Consider the following 15,192-nt stretch of genomic DNA (forward strand, 5'->3'; position numbering starts at 1 on the left):
CTTCGCGGGCTCGCCCGCTCCCACAGGTACCGCGCATGGCTTGAATCGTATGCATCACCTGTGGGAGCGGGTTTACCCGCGAAGAAGCCGGCACAGGCGGACCAAAAGCCCCAGCATGAAAAACAATTCATCCATCCCCACGGTTGACGACAGGGGGAGGCACAGGCGTATATTGATAGTTAGCAAACTATGAATATCCTTGGTTCCTTTCATGTCCCTTGATCTCCTGCGCCTGCAAGTGAGCAGTGGCGTGGTGGTTGCCGCTCGCCATTGGCGGCGCATCTGCCATACCGCGCTGACCGGTTACGGTATTTCCGAGGCCTGCGCCACGCCGTTGCTGATGATCGTGCGCCTGGGTGACGGTGTGCATCAGGTGGCCGTGGCCCAGGCCTCCGGCTTGGAAAGCCCGTCGCTGGTGCGCCTGCTCGACCAACTGTGCAAGGCTGGCCTGGTATGCCGCAGCGAAGACCCGCTGGATCGCCGCGCCAAGGCCCTGAGCCTGACCGCCGAAGGCCGCACCCTGGCCGAATCCATCGAAGCCGAACTGGTGCGCCTGCGCCGTGAGGTGCTGCATGGCATCGACCAGGCCGACCTGGAAGCCGCCTTGCGCGTGCTGCGTGCCTTCGAAGCCGCCGGCCTGGGCAACACAGGCGGGGCAGCATGAACGGTTTCTTCAGCTCGGTGCCCCCGGCCCGCGACTGGTTCTATGGCGTGCGTACCTTTGCCGCCTCCATGATCGCCCTGTACATCGCCCTGCTCATGCAGTTGCCGCGCCCGTATTGGGCCATGGCCACGGTGTACATCGTCTCCAGCCCGTTCCTTGGCCCCACCAGCTCCAAGGCCCTGTACCGTGCCTTAGGCACACTGCTCGGCGCTGGCGGGGCGATTTTCCTTGTACCACCGCTGGTGCAGTCGCCGTTGCTGTTGAGCATCGCCATCGCCCTGTGGACCGGCACCTTGCTGTTTCTTTCGCTGAACCTGCGCACCGCCAACAACTATGTGCTGATGCTGGCTGGCTACACCTTGCCGATGATTGCCCTGGCGGTGGTCGACAACCCGCTTGCTGTGTTCGACGTGGCGTCTTCCCGCGCCCAGGAAATCTGCCTGGGGATCGTCTGTGCGGCGGTGGTCGGAGCGACCTTCTGGCCACGCCGGCTGGCGCCAGTTGTAGTCGGTGCCACTGGTAGCTGGTTCACCGAGGCGATCCGCTACAGCGACACCTACCTGGCCCGCCAGGCCAGCGCAGACCAGGTTGGCGGCATGCGCGGGGGGATGGTCGCCACCTTCAACTCGCTGGAGCTGATGATCGGCCAGCTCGGCCATGAAGGTGCCGGTCCGCACACTCTGAAAAACGCACGCGAGTTGCGTGGGCGGATGATCCACCTGCTGCCCGTGATCGATGCCCTCGACGACGCCTTGGTCGCCCTCGAAGGCCGCGCCCCGGCACAGTTTGCCCAGTTGCAACCTTTGCTCGATGCCGCCCGCGAATGGCTCAAGGGCACCGTCGAAAGCGCCTCCGTCGCCCGCTGGGCCGCCCTGCACGAACAGATCGAGCGCCTGCAGCCCGGCGCCGCTGCCCTCGACCAGCGTGCCGAACTGCTGCTGTCCAACGCCCTGTATCGCCTGACCGAATGGGCCGACCTGTGGCAGGACTGCTGCAGCCTGCAACATGCCCTGCGCAGCGACGACTCCAAACCCTGGCGCGCGGTGTACCGCCACTGGCGCCTGGGTCGTCTGACGGCGTTCTTCGACCGTGGCCTGATGCTGTATTCCGTGGCCTCCACCGTGCTGGCGATCATTGTCGCCTGCGGCCTGTGGATTGGTCTGGGCTGGAACGACGGCGCCAGCGCCGTGATCCTCGCCGCCGTGTCGTGCAGCTTCTTTGCCGCCATGGACGACCCGGCACCGCAGATCTACAAGTTCTTCTTCTGGACGCTGATGTCGGTCATTTTCTCCAGCCTGTACCTGTTCCTGGTGCTGCCCAACCTGCACGATTTCCCGATGCTGGTGCTGGCCTTCGCCGTGCCGTTCATCTGCGTCGGCACCCTGACCGTGCAGCCGCGCTTCTACCTGGGTACCTTGCTGACCATCGTCAACACTTCGACCTTCATCAGCATCCAGGGCGCCTACGATGCTGACTTCTTCACCTTCCTCAATTCCAACCTCGCCGGCCCCGTGGGGCTGCTGTTCGCCTTCATCTGGACCTTGGTGATGCGCCCGTTCGGCGTGGAGCTGGCAGCCAAGCGCATGACCCGCTTCGCCTGGCGCGACATCGTCGAAATGACCGAGCCGGCCACCTTGGCCGAGCACCGCCAGGTCGGCGTGCAGATGCTCGACCGCCTGATGCAGCATCTGCCGCGTCTGTCGCAAACCGGCCAGGACAGCGGCGTGGCACTGCGCGACCTGCGCGTGGGGTTGAACCTGCTCGACCTGCTGGCCTATATGCCGCGTGCCGGGCAGCAGGCTCGCGAGCGCCTGAACACGGTAGTCGAGGAAGTCGGCGCGCACTATGCCGCCTGCCTGCGCGCCGGCGAGCGCCTGCACGCCCCGGCCGCACTGCTGCGCAACATGGAGCGCGCGCGCCTGGCGCTGAACCTGGATGAGCTGTACGAGCGCGGCGATGCTCGCACCCACCTGCTGCACGCACTTAGCGGTCTGCGCCTGGCGCTGCTGCCGGGCGTGGAAGTGATGCTCGAACCAGCCGAACAACCGCAACTGCCTCCCGGCCTCGACGGAGCACCCCTGTGATTGGTGAACTGGATATCAGCGGGGTATTCCTGCCCACGCTGCTGGTGATGATGTTTGGCACCTACCTGCTGTTTCTCGGGGTGCACGCGGTGCTGGTGCGCCTGCATTTCTACCGCCTGGTCTGGCACCGGGCGTTGTTCAACGTTGCCCTGTATGCCGTGCTGCTTGGCGCGGTAGACCACTTTTGCCGAAACCTGATGCTGCCATGAAAAAACCTTTGCTGACCTTGGGCCGTGTGGTCCTGACCTTGCTGGTAGTGACCTTCGCCGCCGTGCTCGTGTGGCAGATGGTGGTGTATTACATGTTCGCCCCCTGGACTCGCGACGGCCACATCCGCGCCGACGTGATCCAGATCGCCCCGGACGTCTCCGGGCTGATCCAGAAGGTCGAGGTGCGTGACAACCAGACCGTCAAGCGCGGCGATGTGCTGTTCACCATCGATCAGGACCGTTTCACCCTGGCCCTGCGCCAGGCCAAGGCGACCCTCGGCGAACGCCAGGAAACCCTGGCCCAGGCCACCCGCGAAGCGCAGCGCAACCGCAAGCTGGGCAACCTGGTGGCCGCCGAGCAGCTGGAAGAAAGTCAGTCTCGCGAGGCCCGTGCCCGTTCCGCCGTCAGCGAAGCGCAGGTGGCCGTCGATACCGCCCAGCTCAACCTCGACCGCTCGGTGGTACGCAGCCCGGTGGACGGTTACCTGAACGACCGAGCACCGCGTAATCACGAATTTGTCACCGCCGGCCGCCCGGTGCTGTCGGTGGTCGACAGCGCCTCGTACCACGTCGACGGCTACTTCGAGGAAACCAAGCTTGGCGGTATCCACATCGGCGATGCCGTCGACATTCGTGTCATGGGCGACAACACCCGCCTGCGTGGTCATGTGCAAAGCTTCGCCGCCGGCATCGAAGACCGCGACCGCAGCAGTGGTGCCAACCTGTTGCCCAACGTCAACCCGGCATTCAGCTGGGTGCGCCTGGCCCAGCGTATTCCGGTGCGCATCGCCTTTGATGAGGTGCCGCAAGACTTCCGCATGATTGCCGGGCGAACCGCCACGGTGTCGATCATCGAGGGCCAGCGCCCATGAAACAGCTGATCCTGGCGGGGCTGTGCCTGTCGTTGGGGGCCTGCATGATGGTCGGCCCCGACTATGAACTGCCGAAGGACGCGGCGGCGCAACGCAGCGACCTCAACGGCCCGCTGCGCCAGGATGCCGACAGCGTGGTGTCGGCACCGGTGCCCGAGGGCTGGTGGCAGCTGTACCAGGATCAACGGCTGAACGAGCTGGTGCGCCAGGCGCTGAGTGCCAACACCGAACTGCGCGTGGCTGCCGCAAATATTGCCAAGGCACGCGCCCAGGTCGAAGTGGCTGAGTCGCAAGGTGGCTTCAACGGTGGCGTCAAACTTGGCGCCCAACGCCTGCAGGAGTCGGGCGAGGCGTTCCTGCTGCCAGAGAAAGTGCCGGTGGCCAACATCGGCGAGGCTATCATCAGTGCCTCGTACCAGTTCGACCTGTGGGGTACCTTCAAGCGTGGCACCGAGGCGGCCAAGGCGAATGCCGACGCAGTGCAGGCCGCCGCCGATACTGCCCGCATCACCCTGGTGGCGGATGTGGTCAAGGCTTACACCCAGGTGTGCTCGGCCAACGAGGAATACCACATTGCCCGCGAGTCGCTCGATCTGCAGGAGCAAAGCGTGAAGCTCAACCAGCGCCTGCGTGATGCCGGGCGCGGCGATGAAACCCAGGTCACCCGCTCGCAGACCCAGTTCAAATCCTTGCGCGCAGAGCTGCCACGCTTCAAGGCCGAGCGCGAGACCGGCCTGTACACCCTGGCCGCTTTGTTGGCCAAACCGGTTGGCCAGCTACCTGCCGGCACTGCCGATTGTGCCGAGCTGCCGCACCTGAACCAGCTGGTCCCTGTTGGCGATGGCGCGGCGCTGCTCAAGCGCCGTCCCGACGTGCGCCAGGCCGAACGGCAGCTGGCCGCCGCCACCGCCTACATTGGCGTGGCCACCGGCGCTCTGTACCCTGACATCAGCATCGGCGCCCAGGTTGGTACGATTGGTATCCTCGAGAACCTTGGTGAGCCGTCGACCAACCGCTGGGGCTTCGGCCCGCAGATCAGCTGGACCATCCCCACCAACGGCACCCGCGCCCGCATTCGCATGGCCGAAGCCTCGACTCAGGCAGCCCTGGCGAATTTTGATGGAGTGGTGCTGAACGCAATTCGCGAGACCCAGACCCGCCTGGCGCAGTACAGCGCCCTGTTGGACCGACGTGACGCGCTGGCCGAGGCTGAGAAATCGGCCAAGGAAGCAGCGGACCAGACGCACCGCTATTACCAGGCTGGGCGTGAATCGTTCCTGGCCGACCTGCAGGCGACGCGCACCTACACCGACATGCGCGCGCAGCTGGCAGCGGCCAATAGCCAAGTGGCTCAGGGGCAGATTGGTGTGTTCCTGGCGTTGGGTGGGGGGTGGAAGGACACCGCCAAGCCTTGAGGCCCAATCGCCGGCAAGCCAGCTCCCACAGGTACTCCACCGCTTTTGAGACCTGTGGTCCACCTGTGATAGCCGGCTTGTGCATGCCTTGAAATTGGTACGGACCATGTGGAAGCTGGCTTGCCGGCGATCGGGGGCAAAGCCCTCGCCTAGGTTCTAGAGCTGTAAGACATTTCCGAACCAGAAAGCAAATGCTTCAGTTCGGACGCCCTGTCGAATTATCCTACAGCACCTGTCGGAAGGTGCTGTCTTGGCTGGAAAGTGTTCCCGGAATACTGTCGCGGGGTCGCCTCGCAAGGCGATCGGGCGTGAGACACCCGGATTTCATTCGGTAGCACCGCTTTATGGCGGTCGTGTGCGGACAGGCTTCGGCCTGGCCGGGGTTACCGTATGTCCCGTGTCTCACACCGTACACGACTGCCACCCAACTTCGTGAGACAAGGAGGAGAGCAGTTCAATCCCCCATACGGAGTTCCGCCATGAACAAGCTCGTCCCCGATCCACCAGTTACCGATCTGCTTCTGCTCGATCCTCCCGCACTCTCACTAATCGATCCACTCAGCCCCAAAGACTGCGAAGAGCTGATCAGCGCCATCACCCTGACCATCGACCACACCACCACAGTCCTGCTCGACAACCCTCCCGGCGACATGCGCAATGCCATGGGCATGAATATTCGATTGCTCTGCCGCCTGATCAATGCCGTGTGCGACCGCACCCATGCAACCCGCCACGATCAAGGAGCGACCCGATGAGCGATGATCCAAGAGACTCTGCAACCGCAGGTGTGGAAACCTTCGACTTGTTCCGCCTGCAGCCAAATGTGCCGTTCAGCCATGCTTTCTCGCAGCTATCTGTGCTGCTGGGCTGTATTCGCCACCTGACCACCGAAGCGGAAATGGAAAACGACCGCATTGCCGGTAGCGCTGCGCGGATACTAAGCGAGATGGCCAAGGCCTTGATCGATGATATGGAGCGGGGGATGAACAAGGTTCTTCAATAACCCTAAAAACCCCGGGGCCGCTGTGCGGCCCATCGCCGGCAAGCCAGCTCCCACACTTGTACGCCACTGCTATCGAATCCTGTGACTTACCTGTGTGGCTTGCCGGCGATGAGGCCCAGACAGGTCAGCGCCTGCCACAGGCCTGATGAGTACTCTGTGGGAGCTGGCTTGCCGGCGATAGGGCCCTGACAGGCAAAGCCCCATCAAAGCCAAATTGCATCCCAATGCGGATAATCCCCCACCCTCGCGACCAATCCTGCCCGCTTCGGATTCATGACAATGTACCGCGCCACCGCCAGCACATTCTCCTCCCGGCGCAATGCTCGGTCATGAAATCCCTTCTGCCAGAGCTGGCCGCTTCGCCCTTGATACCTGTTGATCATCATGGTGCTGCGAGATTTCACCCTGCGCATCAAGCGCTTCAGGTTGCCCGGTCCAAGCTCGACCAGCCAATGAAAGTGATCAGGCATCACCACCCAGGCCAGCGATCTTACGGCACCTTCCTCTTCAGCCTGGCGCAACTCGGCAACCAGCAAGCGGGCCGAGTGAAAGTCATTGAATATTGGGGCCCGGTCAAGGGTTGTGCTGGTAAGCAGATACAATCGACTGGTTTCCGAAAAACGGCCAAGCCGTAACTGATCTGAGTGGGGGCGATCCATGTTCCCTGTCTCCTGATGGTTTGCTCCTCAGGCTAGTGGCTATGGATCTGCGAATAACCAATCAATTGGTACCCGGTGTTTCCAGTGACATCGGCGCAGCCTTCATCGCCGGCAAGCCAGCTCCCACCACGAGCGCATCTCCCTCAAGCCATGTGCAATACCTGTGGGCAGGCAACACAAGACAGAATCTCCCACAGGTTCAGCGCATTCCCCCTCTTCATCTGATTTGTAGCAAGATTTTTCATGAAATCCGCCCGGCACCCTTGAGCGAAGCTAAGTGGAAGTGAACAATGTTCTCTTTCGCATTCCCTTCGAGACTGGCCATGAAAACCCGTTCCCGTCTGCTTGCCTGGCTGCCGGTTATATTGCTCGGCCCGGTGCTGGCGCTGTGCAGCACCTTGGCGCAGGCCGAAGCCTCCGCCGAGGCCACCAAGGCCCTGCACCTGCTGGACTACATTGGCGCCGACTACCCGCCGACCGTACAAGACGGCAAGGTCATCGACGATGGCGAATACCGCGAGCAGCAAGAGTTCAGCGCGGTATTGGCCGAGCTGGTCAAAAGCTTGCCTGCAAACGCCGAGCAAGCTGCTCTGGAGCAAGGCATCCAGGCGTTGCGCCACGCCATCGACCAGCGTCAGGACGGCCCGGCTGTCGCCAAACAGGCCCGCCAATTGGGCGCTCGTCTGGCGGTGGCCTATGAGGTCAGCCAGGCTCCGGTGATTACCCCGGACCCGGCCCGCGGCGCTTCGTTGTACGCGCAAAACTGTTCGATCTGCCACGGCGACACCGGCGCTGGCGATGGCCCGGCCGGCGTGGGCCTTGAGCCTGCACCCGCCAACCTGCGCGATGTCTCCCGCCTCGACCAGTTGAGCCTGTTCGACCTCTACAACACCCTGGCCCTGGGCATCGATGGCACCGAGATGCCGTCCTTTGCCGACCAGTTGGACGACCGCCAGCGCTGGGACGTAGCCGCTTACATCGCCAGCTTCACCGCCAAGCCAGAAGCCGGCAAAGGCGACAAGACCTGGAACATTGGCGACTTGGCCCGCCAGACCCCGGCCGAAGTCGCCGCCAACGAAGGCCCTGCGGTCGTAGAAGCGTTTCGCGCCCAGCGCTCTCAACCGCCACAGGTCAAACGTGGCCCGGCGCAATTGCTCGAGTACACCGCGAGCACCTTGGACAAGAGCCTGGCGGCCTACCGCGCAGGTGATCACGACCAGGCTTATGACCTGTCAGTAGCGGCCTACCTGGAAGGCTTCGAACTGGTGGAAAGCTCGCTGGACAATATCGACACCCAGGCGCGCAAGGACACCGAAAAATCGCTGATGGCCTATCGTCAGTCGCTGCAGGACGGCATGCCCGTGGCCCAGGCCGAGCAACGCCTGAGCGAAGCCAAGGCCAAGCTCGAGCAGGCTTCCAAACTGCTCGGCAGCGATGGCCTGAGCTGGTCGTTGAGCTTTGTATCCGGCTTGCTGATCCTGCTGCGCGAAGGCCTGGAGGCGATTCTGGTGCTGGCGGCGATCCTGGCCTTCCTGCGCAATACCGGCCAGCAGTCGGCGGTGCGCAGCGTCAACATCGGATGGGGGTTGGCACTGGTGGCCGGTTTTGCAACCTGGGCCCTGGCAGCCTATGTGATCGACGTTGGTGGCGCTCAGCGCGAACTGCTGGAAGGTTGCACGGCGCTTTTCGCTGCGGTGATGGTGCTGTGGCTTGGCGTGTGGATGCACGACCGCCGCCATGCGGCCGCGTGGCAGGACTACATCAAGAGCAGCCTGGTCAGTGGTGGCGGACGTTTCGGTTTTGCCGTGCTGGCGTTCTTCTCGGTTTACCGCGAACTGTTCGAAGTGATCCTGTTCTACGAAACCCTGTGGCTGCAGGCCGGCCCAGCCGGGCACCAGGCGGTGCTGGCGGGCGGTGCCACGGCGCTTGTGCTGCTGGTGGGGTTGGCCTGGGTAATTCTGCGTGGTTCGGCCAAGCTGCCGCTGTCGCTGTTCTTCAGCATCAACGCAGCGCTGCTATGTGCCTTGTCGGTGGTGTTTGCCGGGCATGGCGTGAAGGCACTGCAAGAGGCGGGGGTACTTGGCACACGGCCGGTGGCGTTCTTCGAGTTCGACTGGCTGGGGATTCATGCTGACGCCTACTCGCTTTCGGCGCAGGCGCTGGCCTTGCTGGCCATCGTGTTCCTGTACGGGCGCTCGCGCCTGGTGGAAAAGCGCAGGGCAGCGGCTAACTGATCGCCTGACAGGCTAGCGCGGCCCCCTGTGGCAGCGGGTTTACCCGCGAAGCAAGCGGCGCGGTGTATGGCACCGGCTTCGCCGGTATTCGCGGCTAAAGCCGCTCCCACAGGGACCGCGCGAGTTTCAAAGTTTGAGCAAGACCGCCATTCAAGCCGGCTGTGGCGCCTTCAGGATGTTTTGCAGCAACTGGACACTTTCGACAGCGTCATGACCCAGGCTGGTCAGGTAGCCGCCATCAGGTTGATCGGTCAGCCCCTTTTCATACAGGCGCTGCGCGGCGGCTACCAGTGCGGGGGAAGCGTTCTTGTGAATCTTGATGCCTTCCTGGCTGCTGTCGTGCTTGAACAGCGAAAGTACTTCCAGTTCAGCGATCAGATCGGGGGTAAAAGGCATGGCGACTCCTGACTTCCAGACAAGGATGACGGCACCGTTCTACGGTGCCTGATCTTCGAGTGTAGCCGGGTTATTCGTCCTCGCCTTGATCCATCTCAGGCGGCAGCTCCGGCAGCGCGCGCAGGGCATTCTCGTACCATTCGCCATTGAACGCGCGGTCCTCCACAAGCATGTTATCGATCTCAAAGGCCAGCACGTGGGCCATCAGGTTGAGAATGTCTTCACGCTCATAGCCAACCAGGGTCAGCTTGTTGAAGGTGGCCTTGGCCGCTGGCGGCTCGCCGCTTTCTATCTGGTTTTCGATGGCCTGGGTCAGCGTTGCCTCGGCGAAGGCTTCGTCGTCGTCATTGTCGATGTCGGTGGGCTCGCTCATGGCGGTACTCCTGTGATGTGGAGGCACAGTGTGCCACGCCCGTGGCGGCAATGCCCGGGCATTGACGGGGCGCATGACGCTGGTCAGGGGGGGGCGGACGGTCTATAAATGCCGGGCCAACCCCTTACGGCCTGGAGGCTGTTACCTCATGCTCAAGCTTCATGGATTCTCGGTCAGCAACTACTACAACATGGTCAAGCTGGCCCTGCTGGAAAAAGGCCTGCCCTTCGAGGAAGTCACCTTCTATGGCGGCCAGGCGCCACAGGCGCTGGAAGTGAGCCCGCGAGGCAAGGTCCCGGTGCTGCAGACCGAACACGGCTTCCTCAGCGAAACAAGCGTGATCCTCGACTATATCGAGCAGACTCAAGGCGGCAAGGCGCTGCTGCCGGCCGACCCGTTCGGGCAAGCCAAGGTGCGCGAGCTGCTCAAGGAAATCGAGCTGTACATCGAGCTGCCGGCGCGTACCTGCTATGCCGAGTCTTTCTTTGGTATGCAGGTCGAGCCACTGATAAAGGAGAAAGCCCGTGCCGACCTGCTGGCCGGTTTTGCCACGCTCAAGCGCAACGGCCGCTTCACGCCCTATGTGGCGGGTGAGCAACTGACCCTGGCAGACCTGATGTTCTGCTTCTCGGTCGACCTGGCCTGCGCGGTGGGCAAGAAGGTGCTGAACATCGACTTCCTGGCAGACTTCCCGCAGGCCAAGGCGTTGCTGCAGCTGATGGGCGACAACCCGCACATGGCGCGGATCGTGGCGGACAAGGAGGCGGCGATGCCGGCCTTCATGGAGATGATTCGCAGCGGTAAACGCTAAAAGCTAGGGCTGCTTCGCAGCCCATCGCCGGCAAGCCAGCTCCCACAGTTACAGTGCTTACCTTGAGGGTCACGCTATACCTGTGGGAACTGGCTTGCCGGCGATCGAGGGCAAAGCCCTCGCCTTGAGGCCTTAACGCGAAGCCAGCAGCGCCTTGCCGCGGGCGACGGCCGCACGCACCTGCGCCGGCGCGGTACCACCAATGTGGTTACGGGCATTCACCGAGCCTTCCAGGGTCAGCACGGCAAACACGTCCTGCTCGATCTGGTCGCTGAACTGGCGCAGTTCGTCCAGGCTCATTTCGGCCAGGTCCTTGCCGGTGTCCACGCCATATTTCACCGCATGACCCACGATCTCGTGGCAGTCACGGAACGGCAGGCCACGGCGTACCAGGTAGTCGGCCAGGTCGGTGGCGGTGGAGAAACCGCGCAGGGCCGCTTCACGCATGATGGCGTGCTTGGGCTTGATTGCCGGGATCATGTCGGCAAAGGCACGCAGCGAGTCGCGCAGGGTGTCGGCGGCGTCGAACAGCGGTTCCTTGTCTTCCTGGTTGTCCTTGTTGTAGGCCAGCGGCTGGCCTTTCATCAGGGTCAGCAGGCCGGTCAGGGCACCAAACACGCGGCCGCTCTTGCCACGTACCAGTTCCGGCACGTCCGGGTTCTTTTTCTGCGGCATGATCGAGCTGCCAGTGCAGAAGCGGTCTGGCAGGTCGATGAACTGGAACTGCGCGCTGGTCCACAGCACCAGCTCCTCGGAGAAGCGCGACAGGTGCATCATCGCCACGCTGGCGGCGGCGCAGAATTCAATGGCGAAGTCGCGGTCCGACACGCCGTCCAGCGAGTTGCCGGCCACGGCTTCGAAGCCCAGCAGCTTGCAGGTGAGTTCGCGGTCGATCGGGTAGGTGGTGCCTGCCAGCGCGGCGCTGCCCAGGGGCATGCGGTTGGCACGCTTGCGGCAGTCGACCAGGCGCTCATAGTCGCGGCTGAGCATCTCGAACCAGGCCAGCAGGTGATGGCCGAAGGTGACCGGCTGGGCCGTCTGCAGGTGGGTGAAACCGGGCATGATGGTTTCGGCTTCACGCTCGGCCTGCTCCAGCAGGCCCTGTTGCAGGCGGGTGATTTCGGCCAGGATCAGGTCGATTTCATCGCGCAGCCAAAGGCGAATGTCGGTGGCCACCTGGTCGTTGCGGCTACGGCCGGTGTGCAGCTTCTTGCCGGTGATGCCGATACGGTCGGTCAGGCGTGCCTCGATGTTCATGTGCACATCTTCGAGGTCGACGCGCCAGTCGAAGGTGCCGGCCTCGATCTCGCCCTGGATGGTTTTCAGGCCATCGATGATGGTGTCGCGCTCGGCATCGCTGAGCACGCCGACCTGCGCCAGCATGGTGGCATGGGCGATCGAACCCATGATGTCGTGGCGGTACAGGCGCTTGTCGAAATCGACCGAGGCGGTGAAACGGGCGACGAAGGCGTCGACGGGCTCACTGAAGCGGCCGCCCCAGGACTGATTGGTCTTGTCGGTGCTCATGGATTCACTCATTGCAGGCGTGAACGAAAAAGTGCCGCCGATGATAGCAGGGTTGGACTGGCCGCCGCAGGGCGCTGGTCGATAGAAATGCTCGGAAAACGACAGAGAAGGATTTGCAGGAATGAACGGCAGTGTTCCACGGACCGTCTACAGTTGGACAGAGGACTGGCAGTGAATCTGCCGGCCGAGTGAATCTTTGGCCATCGCACCGGTCTAGAGCGTGACCTCAGTGTCGCTCGAACCATACCTGTCTACGCTATACCTGTGCGAGACTCATTCAGGAATCCAGCGCAATTATGAATGTCCTGATCGTTGATGACGAACCCCAAGGCCGTGAGCGCCTCAGCCGGCTGCTCGGCGAACTGGAGGGCTACACCGTGCTGGAGCCTAGCGCCACCAACGGCGAAGAAGCCTTGGCGCTGATCGAAAGCCTCAAGCCCGATGTGGTCTTGCTGGACATCGGCATGCCTGGCCTGGACGGCCTGCAGGTTGCTGCTCGCCTGTGCGAGCGCGAGGCGCCGCCGGCGGTGGTGTTTTGCACCGGGGACGATGAATACGGTGCCGAGGCTTTCAAGGACAGTACCCTCAGCCATGTGACCAAACCTTTCCAGGCCCAAGCCTTGCGCGATGCCTTGCGCAAGGCTGAAAAGCCCAACCGGGCCCAGTTGGCGGCGCTCACCAGGCCAGCCAATGAAGGTGGCGGCCCGCGTAGCCACATCAGTGCCCGCACGCGCAAAGGCATCGAGCTGATCCCTTTGCCACAGGTGATCTATTTCATTGCCGACCACAAGTACGTGACCTTGCGCCATGAGGCCGGGGAGGTCCTGCTCGACGAGCCGCTCAAGGCACTGGAAGACGAGTTTGGCGAACGCTTCGTGCGTATCCATCGCAATGCGCTGGTCGCTCGTGAGCGTATCGAACGCCTGCAGCGCACGCCGCTGGGGCATTTCCAGCTATACCTGAAAGGCTTGGACGGAGACGCCCTGACCGTCAGCCGGCGCCACGTGGCCGGTGTGCGCAAGATGATGCAGACCCTCTGAGCCTGGACCGGCCCAATCGCTGACAAGCTCCACAGGTATAGCGTCAGCGTTGAGCCTTGCACGGCTGCTGTGGGAGCTGGCTTGCCGGCGATTGGACGGTACAGGTGAGCACAGGATCCTGATCCACATCTGCTAGCGATACCGGCGATGCTGTTATCATCGGCAGCATTTCTCTGGATCGGGGCGTTCCATGTCCACTCGCGAAATCCGCATTGCCACCCGTAAAAGTGCCTTGGCCTTGTGGCAGGCCGAATACGTCAAAGCCCGCCTCGAGCAGGCCCACCCCGGTCTGCTGGTGACCCTTGTGCCCATGGTCAGCCGTGGCGACAAGCTCCTCGACGCGCCGCTGGCGAAGATCGGTGGCAAGGGTCTGTTCGTCAAGGAACTGGAAACCGCCCTGCTGGACAATGAAGCCGACATCGCCGTGCATTCAATGAAGGACGTGCCCATGGACTTTCCTGAAGGCCTGGGCCTGTACTGCATCTGTGAGCGCGAAGACCCGCGCGATGCCTTCGTTTCCAATACCTTCGACAACCTCGAAGCGCTGCCTGCCGGCAGCATCGTCGGTACCTCCAGCCTGCGCCGCCAGGCTCAGCTGCTGGCGCGTCGCCCGGACCTGGAAATCCGCTTCCTGCGTGGCAACGTCAACACCCGCCTGGCCAAGCTGGATGCCGGTGAGTACGACGCTATCATCCTTGCCGCTGCCGGCTTGATTCGCCTGGGTTTCGAGGACCGCATCACTTCCGCCATCAGCGTCGATGACAGCCTGCCGGCAGGCGGCCAGGGTGCGGTGGGTATCGAATGTCGCAGTGCCGACCACGAAATCCATGCACTGCTGGCGCCGCTGCACCATGCCGATACTGCCGACCGGGTGGTCGCCGAGCGTGCCCTGAACAAGCGCCTGAATGGTGGCTGCCAGGTACCGATTGCCTGCTATGCGGTGCTTGAAGGTGACCAGCTGTGGCTGCGTGGCCTGGTAGGCCAACCCAGCGGCGGTACCCTGTTGGTGGCCGATGCCCGCGCACCACGTACTGCCGCCGAAACCCTGGGCGTGCAGGTGGCCGAGGACCTGCTGGGGCAGGGCGCCGAGGCCATCCTCAAGGAAGTCTACGGCGAGGCCGGCCACCCGTGAGTTCGTGGCGCCTGTTGCTGACCCGGCCTGCCGAGGACTGTGCGGCACTGGCGCAAAGCCTGGCAGCGGAGGGGATAGCCAGCAGCTGCCTGCCGCTGCTGGCTATCGAGCCCGTCGTTGTGAATAACCAGCAACGCCTGTTGCTGGAAGGCCTGCAGGGCTTCCAGGCGATCATCGTGGTCAGCAAGCCGGCAGCCCGGTTGATGCTTGAGCAACTGGCCGATGCCGGCCTGCAGCCCCCGGTGCAAGGCTGGTTCACCGTGGGTGAAGCGACCGCCGCCGTGCTGCAGGGTGCGGGCCTGGCGGTGAGCTTCCCCCCACGTGGCGATGACAGCGAAGCGTTGCTGGCGCTGCCGGCCCTGCGCCAGGCAGTTGCCGTGCCGGCACCACGGATCTTGATCGTTCGTGGTGTCGGAGGTCGCGAACTGCTGGCAGAGCGTCTTGCAGAGCAAGGTGCTAGTGTCGATTATCTGGAACTGTATCGTCGCTGCCTTCCGGCTTACCCGGTGGGCACCCTGATGCGCCGCATCGAAGCGGAACGCCTCAATGGCCTGGTGGTCAGCAGTGGGCAGGGTTTTGAACACTTGCAGCAGATGGCCGGCGCCGATTGGCCGCAGCTCGCGCGTCTGCCGCTGTTCGTGCCCAGCCCTCGGGTTGCCGATCAGGCAAGGGCCGCCGGAGCCCAACAGGTTGTGGATTGCCGTGGCGCCAGTGCCACGGCCTTGCTGGCAGCCGTGCAGCGCAGCGCTGCACCTGCCTCTTAAGGCGCTAAG

16 protein-coding genes are annotated in these 15,192 nt (G+C 63.2%); 12 read left to right on the top strand and 4 right to left on the bottom strand.

The window, feature by feature from the left end:
* The first annotated feature begins 211 nt into the window (after positions 1-211).
* From V3314_RS04405 to V3314_RS04435, 7 genes are all read left to right on the top strand, one after another.
* Complete coding sequence (locus V3314_RS04405; RefSeq protein ID WP_135002990.1) at positions 212-664, top strand: MarR family transcriptional regulator; 453 nt, start codon at positions 212-214, stop codon at positions 662-664.
* Entirely contained in the window at positions 661-2,748 is a 2,088-nt protein-coding gene (locus tag V3314_RS04410; protein WP_338459952.1) for an FUSC family protein, read from the top strand. Before V3314_RS04405 ends, V3314_RS04410 begins: the two co-directional genes overlap by 4 nt.
* Positions 2,745-2,957 (top strand): DUF1656 domain-containing protein, encoded by a 213-nt coding sequence (locus V3314_RS04415; RefSeq protein ID WP_003255905.1) that lies wholly within the window; start codon positions 2,745-2,747, stop codon positions 2,955-2,957. The genes V3314_RS04410 and V3314_RS04415 overlap by 4 nt, the downstream gene beginning before the upstream one ends.
* A complete protein-coding gene (locus V3314_RS04420) occupies positions 2,954-3,829 on the top strand; it encodes an HlyD family secretion protein (RefSeq protein ID WP_039614279.1) in 876 nt (291 codons plus the stop codon). Before V3314_RS04415 ends, V3314_RS04420 begins: the two co-directional genes overlap by 4 nt.
* Entirely contained in the window at positions 3,826-5,244 is a 1,419-nt protein-coding gene (locus V3314_RS04425; RefSeq protein WP_338459953.1) for a TolC family protein, read from the top strand. The genes V3314_RS04420 and V3314_RS04425 overlap by 4 nt, the downstream gene beginning before the upstream one ends.
* A 479-nt stretch (positions 5,245-5,723) precedes the next feature.
* Positions 5,724-5,999, top strand: a complete 276-nt coding sequence (locus tag V3314_RS04430; RefSeq protein ID WP_003260202.1) for a hypothetical protein — start codon at positions 5,724-5,726, stop codon at positions 5,997-5,999.
* A complete protein-coding gene (locus V3314_RS04435) occupies positions 5,996-6,247 on the top strand; it encodes a DUF3077 domain-containing protein (protein WP_023662451.1) in 252 nt (83 codons plus the stop codon). Before V3314_RS04430 ends, V3314_RS04435 begins: the two co-directional genes overlap by 4 nt.
* Before the next feature lie 203 nt (positions 6,248-6,450).
* On the opposite strand, the gene V3314_RS04440 is transcribed toward V3314_RS04435, so the two are convergent.
* Positions 6,451-6,906: a transposase gene (locus V3314_RS04440; protein WP_135002995.1), complete on the bottom strand. Its 456-nt coding sequence runs from the start codon at positions 6,904-6,906 to the stop codon at positions 6,451-6,453.
* A 290-nt stretch (positions 6,907-7,196) separates the two neighbouring features.
* On the opposite strand from V3314_RS04440, the gene V3314_RS04445 reads away from it, so the two are divergent.
* A complete protein-coding gene (locus tag V3314_RS04445; RefSeq protein WP_338459954.1) occupies positions 7,197-9,140 on the top strand; it encodes an FTR1 family protein in 1,944 nt (647 codons plus the stop codon).
* A gap of 150 nt (positions 9,141-9,290) precedes the next feature.
* On the opposite strand, the gene V3314_RS04450 is transcribed toward V3314_RS04445, so the two are convergent.
* Together V3314_RS04450 and V3314_RS04455 are read right to left on the bottom strand one after the other, a co-directional pair.
* Positions 9,291-9,536, bottom strand: coding sequence for a TIGR02647 family protein (locus V3314_RS04450; protein ID WP_046616434.1), 246 nt, complete (start codon positions 9,534-9,536; stop codon positions 9,291-9,293).
* Positions 9,537-9,606: 70 nt separating this feature from the next.
* Positions 9,607-9,909 (bottom strand): hypothetical protein, encoded by a 303-nt coding sequence (locus V3314_RS04455; protein ID WP_046616433.1) that lies wholly within the window; start codon positions 9,907-9,909, stop codon positions 9,607-9,609.
* Positions 9,910-10,057: 148 nt separating this feature from the next.
* On the opposite strand from V3314_RS04455, the gene V3314_RS04460 reads away from it, so the two are divergent.
* A complete protein-coding gene (locus tag V3314_RS04460; protein WP_046616432.1) occupies positions 10,058-10,720 on the top strand; it encodes a glutathione S-transferase in 663 nt (220 codons plus the stop codon).
* A gap of 132 nt (positions 10,721-10,852) precedes the next feature.
* On the opposite strand, the gene argH is transcribed toward V3314_RS04460, so the two are convergent.
* Complete coding sequence (argH, locus tag V3314_RS04465) at positions 10,853-12,247, bottom strand: argininosuccinate lyase (RefSeq protein ID WP_025337274.1); 1,395 nt, start codon at positions 12,245-12,247, stop codon at positions 10,853-10,855.
* 296 nt (positions 12,248-12,543) lie between these two features.
* Between argH and V3314_RS04470 the strand changes: the two genes are divergently transcribed.
* The 3 genes from V3314_RS04470 to V3314_RS04480 all read left to right on the top strand — a co-directional run bounded on the left by V3314_RS04470 (position 12,544) and on the right by V3314_RS04480 (position 15,183).
* On the top strand, positions 12,544-13,287 hold the full coding sequence (locus V3314_RS04470; protein ID WP_015268539.1) for a LytTR family DNA-binding domain-containing protein: 744 nt from the start codon (positions 12,544-12,546) through the stop codon (positions 13,285-13,287).
* A gap of 190 nt (positions 13,288-13,477) precedes the next feature.
* Positions 13,478-14,419: a hydroxymethylbilane synthase gene (gene hemC, locus V3314_RS04475; RefSeq protein ID WP_046616430.1), complete on the top strand. Its 942-nt coding sequence runs from the start codon at positions 13,478-13,480 to the stop codon at positions 14,417-14,419.
* Complete coding sequence (locus V3314_RS04480; protein ID WP_085599886.1) at positions 14,416-15,183, top strand: uroporphyrinogen-III synthase; 768 nt, start codon at positions 14,416-14,418, stop codon at positions 15,181-15,183. Before hemC ends, V3314_RS04480 begins: the two co-directional genes overlap by 4 nt.
* The last annotated feature ends 9 nt before the right edge of the window (positions 15,184-15,192 follow it).

This window comes from Pseudomonas sp. TE3-3-F2023 (assembly GCF_036784815.1).
GTDB lineage: Bacteria > Pseudomonadota > Gammaproteobacteria > Pseudomonadales > Pseudomonadaceae > Aquipseudomonas > Aquipseudomonas pudica.